Source organism: Microbacterium sp. X-17 (assembly GCF_039615055.1).
This window is the reverse complement of the sequence record NZ_JBDHNI010000016.1, coordinates 1-5275: the sequence shown is the minus strand read 5'-3', so window position 1 is coordinate 5275 and position 5275 is coordinate 1. Positions and strand designations below refer to the sequence as shown.

Here is a 5275-nt window from a genome sequence, read left to right as displayed (position 1 = left end):
TTTCGTGGGCTTTTTGGCGTGCGTGGCCCCAGATCTGTTGGTTTCCGGGTCCGTAGGACGCGGTGGTCCAGGTCTCGTCGTCGATGATCCGGCCGCCCCACCCGTATTCGATCTCGAACCCGGAGGGCGAGTTCACGTAGAACGAGGTCATCAGATCGTTGGCGTGCTTGCCCAGCTCGCCCGTGATCGGCATCCCGTTCTTCTTCGCCTCGTCCATCGCGATCCCGACATCTTCCAGAGCACGACACTCCAACATGATGTGGTTCAACAGCTTCGGGCTCTTCAACCCCGCGATCGCCAACGAATGATGCCTCGGATTGCAGTGCAGGAAACAAGACCGCACCTGCTCGTTCCGCATGTAATCACTGACCCGGAAACCCAACACGTTCGTGTAGAAGTCCAACACCTCCGTGTACGGCTCCACCAGCATCACCACATGCCCCGCACCGAAATCCCCGGTCACGAAACCCTGATGCCCCCGCTGCAACCGCACCGGACCCTGCGCCGCGAGCGGCGCCGTGTACACCACACCCCGCACCCCCGCCGGATCCTCGAACACGAGAAACTCATCCGGCGCCAACAACGACGCCGTATCGAACTCCCCCTCCAACAAAGGGATCCCCCGCTCCACGAACCGGTCCCGGATCCCGGCCAGCTCCACACTGTCCGCGACCTCCCACCCGATCTCCCGAATATCGTCCTCACCCGTCGGACGGATCAGATACCGCAACCGCCGATCATCCATCCGCAGCAACAGATCCCCACCCACCTCACCGGCGAACGACGCCTCCACCGCAAGAAACTTCTCCGCGAAATCACGCCACGCCACCGTGTCAGAAGCACCGATCGACACATAACCCAACTGCATAACCGTCCTCCTCGACGATGCGGAATGTCCCCCCAGAATCGACGGGCTCTCACGGTCCGCCAAGGCCCGGTGCCGTATGTCGGAACGCCCGTCCTATCCGGAATCCGACGCCCCCGGGGACTCAGTCCAGGAACGCCGCCGTGAACGATCGGGCGATGCGCACGGTCGCGGTGCGCAGCTGGAGAACGACCTGCGAGGGCACGAACCGCTGCGGCGAACCGCTGAGCGACACCGCCCCGAGCAGCCCCAGGGTCGGGCTGATCACCGGCGCCGCGATGCTGGCGATGCCGGAGACCGGATCCCCGTACGCGACCCCGTCCCGCCGGATGCGTTCGAGCTGCAACCGCAGCGCGCCGAGGTCGATGCCCGCTCCTTGCGCGACGTCCGGCAGCCGCGGGATCGCGTCCCGGTAGCCGACGAGATCGCGGTGGGCGAGCATGACCATGCCGAGCGGGGAGCTCAGCGCCCGCGTGCGCGCACCGACCCGTCCCGGGGTCATCACCGAGCCGTAGCCCACGATCTTCTCGAGGTAGAGGACGTCCTGCTGACGCAGGATCGCGAGGCAGACGGTCGCCCGCGTGATGTCGTACAGATTCTGGAGATGCGGCAGCGCGAGATCGCGGAACTGGCGGTCGCGTCCCTGCGAGGCGAGCTCCATGAGCTTGGGTCCGGGAACGTACATCGTCCCCTCGCGCACCACCAGATCCCAGTGCAGGAGGACGGCCAGCAGCCGGTGCGCCGTCGATTTCGGGATGCCCGCCCGCCGCGCCAGCTCCGTCACGCCCAGCGGCCGGCGCGAGGCGTCGAACGACGTCAGGAGCGCCAGAGCCTTGTCGAGGGAGGTGAGGGATTCCCCCGAGAGTCCGTCCGAACCCGACGTCTCGGGAACGGCGGATCGCACCACGCCCCTGTCCACGGGAACCTCCGGAATCCGGTCGCGTGGCTGGCCTCCGTTGGCCAGACGCTCGCGCTTGTCTTGGAGATTACCCACGTGCTCCGGGCCGCGCCAGCCCGAATCCCGCACGCCACGGGACGCCGTTCCACACCGTAGGACAGCGGCCGTTCCAGATTCTGGAACGGGCCCTTGTCCCGCCGGATCGGCAGTCGCAGAGTCGTCGCAACCCAGGTTGTGCAAGTTCGTGGAAGGGGTTGTCGATGACGATGACAGAGAGTGGGACGCCGTCCGGAACGAGCGTCCCCGAGACGAAGAATCCGCCGGCCAAAAGCGCGCCCGTGCCACGTGCGCGGCCCTGGCAGGCGTACCTCAATGAGGCCGCCCTCGGGCTCAACAACTATTGGTATCCGGCCTTCTTCTCCCAGGAGCTCGAGGAGGGCGGCACGCTCGCGGAGGAGGTCTGCGGCGAGCGGATGATCTTCAAGCGCGTAAAGGGCGAGGTGTACGCGGTCCGCGACCGGTGCGCGCATCGCGGTGTCGCGTTCTCCGTGCGTCCCGAATGCCTCAGCGACAACACCCTCACGTGCTGGTATCACGGGTTCACCTATGACGTGCGCAACGGCGAGCTGGTCCAGGTCGGGTCCCACCCGGGCTCGAACCTGATCGGCAAGCTGAAGATCCCCACGTTCAAGGTCCGCGAGGCGTTCAGCATGGTGTGGGTCTTCATCGGCGACGAGGACCGGCCGTTCGAGGAGGATCTTCCCCCGGTGCTGCAGCGCGCGCTGTCCGGCGAGGAGCGGCGGGCGTTCTTCCCCGTCGCCCGGGTGAAGATCCCGTCCGACTGGCGCCTGGGCATGGAGAACGGCATCGACGCCGGCCACGTGTGGGGCCACCGCGACGCGGAGCTGGTCCGCCAGGGTCCGCTGCCCAACCCGCTCGGGTTCTTCCCGCGGGACACCCGCGGGGTGACGACCGACACGACGCCCGGGCACGCCGCCAAGATGGACACCGGACACACCTCGTACGAGAACGTGTGGACCGTGGAGATCGAGGGGAACACGATCAGCGCAGCCCGGCTGCCCTCCGACACGCAGGCCGCAGCCCAGCTCGGCGAGGCGCTGGAGAGCTTCTCGGACACGCCGGAGAAGCTCTTCGACGATCTCGGCGTCTACCTCCCGGGCATGTTCGTCCTCGCGAGCTTCCCCGACGGTCACCAGGTCGGATACGAGTGGTACGTGCCGGTCGACGAGCACCACCACATGTACACGATCCTGGCGTCGGAGATCGTCCACAGCGACGAGGAGGAGGCGAAGTACCTGGAGGAATACAAGAACCGGTGGGCCGACCTCGTCTGGTCGAAGGATCCCGACCTGATCGGCTTCAACAACTTCGACGCGTTCGCTCGGGAGCAGATCGCTCACGGCTACGACCACGAAGACTTCTGGCAGAACGAGCACCTCTACCTGCCGGACTTCGTGATCACGCAGTGGCGGCAGTTCGTCTCCCGGGAGGCTCGCGGGTTCGTTCAGCGGGGCGATCTCGCTCCGCGCCCGGACGACCCCGAACCGTCCGTGATCAAGTACGTGCACTAGCCAGAGGATCCCGTGGCCCTGAATACCGTGCGGACGAAGAGCGTCCGTTCCCTGACCGACTCGGTGATCGAGCTGACGTTGGAGTCCGCGGAGGGAGTTCCGCTTCCGGAGTGCGCGCCCGGCGCGCACATCGAGCTGACCCTTCCGTCCGGACTGCGACGTCAGTACTCGATCGTCGAGATGTCCGCCGACCGTGCCTCCTGCACGATCGCGGTGCTTCGGGAGGAGAACGGACGAGGCGGCTCTCAGGAGCTCCACGAGATCGCTCGGGAAGGGCTCGAACTGCCGGTGGAGGCGATCCGGAACAACTTCGCTCTGGAGGAGGCCCGGGCGTACTGCTTCATCGCCGGCGGGATCGGCGTGACTCCGCTGATCCCGATGGTGCGGGAGGCGGACCGCCGGGGGGTTCCCTGGACTCTGCACTACGGCGCGCGGTCCCGCGGGCACATGGCCTACGCGGACGAGATCGTCGCCGAGTTCGGGACGGACCGCGTGACGCTCGTTCCGGAGGACGAGGCCGGGATGATGGACATCGCTTCCATCGTCCCCGCCTCGGCGCCCGAGGCGATTGTGTACTGCTGCGGTCCGAACGGTCTGATCATGGCGGTGGAGGAGGCGACCAGGCAGAACCATCGTGCCTTCCGCTCGGAGCGGTTCTCCGCCGAGGGCGTCGTGCAGGACGTGTCCGCGGACGGCTCCTTCCTCATCGAGCTGCACAGCACAGGTGAGGTGTTGGAGGTGCCGCCGGACGTGTCGATCCTCGACGTCGTGCTGACGGTGCGCCCGGACCACCCGTGGTCGTGCGAGGAGGGCTTCTGCGGAACCTGCGAGACCGGCGTGCTGGAGGGGGAGCCCGAGCACCGCGGCCTCATCGAATGCGAGGGGAACGGCATGCTGATCTGCGTCGGACGTTCCCGGTCGCCACGCCTCGTTCTCGACCTCTGAGTCGATCGAACGAGCGTTCCGTCCCATGGGACGAGCCCTTGGGCGCGTCGTGAGAACCGGAGAATCTAGGGATCGTTCCCCATTGTCGAGGGAGGAAGGCGGCGGTTATGCAGTTGGGTTATGTGTCGATCGGTGCTTCTGACACGGTGGCGTGGCGTGATTTCGCGGAGAAGTTTCTTGCGGTGGAGGCGTCGTTCGCCGGTGAGGTGGGTGGGGATCTGTTGCTGCGGATGGATGATCGGCGGTTGCGGTATCTGATCCGTCCGACGGGTGAGGACGATATTCGGGAGATCGGGTGGGAGGTCGCGGACAGTGTGGAGCTGGCCGGGATCCGGGACCGGTTCGTGGAGCGGGGGATCCCTTTGTTGGAGGGGGAGTTCGATACGGCGTCGTTGTTGGCGCCGGATGAGTTTCTCGTGTTCGAGGATCCGGCGGGGGTGCGGGGTGTGGTGTACACGGCGCCGCTCGCGGCGCAGGGTCCGGTGCGGTTGCAGCGGGGGCATCAGGGTTTCGTGACCGGGGATTTCGGTGCGGGGCATGTGGTGATGCTGGTGGAGCCGTACACGGAGGTGTTGGACTTCTACACGAACGTGTTGGGTTTCCGGGTCAGTGATTACATGCGGAACGAGCAGGTGCGGTCTTGTTTCCTGCACTGCAATCCGAGGCATCATTCGTTGGCGATCGCGGGGTTGAAGAGCCCGAAGCTGTTGAACCACATCATGTTGGAGTGTCGTGCTCTGGAAGATGTCGGGATCGCGATGGACGAGGCGAAGAAGAACGGGATGCCGATCACGGGCGAGCTGGGCAAGCACGCCAACGATCTGATGACCTCGTTCTACGTGAACTCGCCCTCCGGGTTCGAGATCGAATACGGGTGGGGCGGCCGGATCATCGACGACGAGACCTGGACCACCGCGTCCTACGGACCCGGAAACCAACAGATCTGGGGCCACGCACGCCAAAAAGCCCACGAAA

The 5275-nt window shown here is 65.9% G+C and carries 5 protein-coding genes; 3 read left to right on the top strand and 2 right to left on the bottom strand.

Annotated elements, in window-relative coordinates; all coding sequences use genetic code 11:
* Positions 1-868 (bottom strand): VOC family protein (locus tag ABCS02_RS34540; RefSeq protein WP_345840246.1); only part of this gene is annotated, 868 nt, incomplete at its 3' end.
* A gap of 121 nt (positions 869-989) precedes the next feature.
* A complete protein-coding gene (locus tag ABCS02_RS34535) occupies positions 990-1772 on the bottom strand; it encodes an IclR family transcriptional regulator (RefSeq protein ID WP_345840249.1) in 783 nt (260 codons plus the stop codon).
* Positions 1773-2023: 251 nt separating this feature from the next.
* Between ABCS02_RS34535 and ABCS02_RS34530 the strand changes: the two genes are divergently transcribed.
* The 3 genes from ABCS02_RS34530 to ABCS02_RS34520 all read left to right on the top strand — a co-directional run.
* Positions 2024-3355 (top strand): Rieske 2Fe-2S domain-containing protein, encoded by a 1332-nt coding sequence (locus ABCS02_RS34530; protein ID WP_345840248.1) that lies wholly within the window; start codon positions 2024-2026, stop codon positions 3353-3355.
* 12 nt (positions 3356-3367) lie between these two features.
* The gene (locus ABCS02_RS34525) at positions 3368-4300 is read left to right on the top strand and encodes a PDR/VanB family oxidoreductase (protein WP_345840247.1); all 933 of its coding nucleotides are present in this window, start codon (positions 3368-3370) and stop codon (positions 4298-4300) included.
* A gap of 107 nt (positions 4301-4407) precedes the next feature.
* On the top strand, positions 4408-5275 hold an 868-nt coding region (locus ABCS02_RS34520; protein WP_345840246.1), incomplete at its 3' end, for a VOC family protein.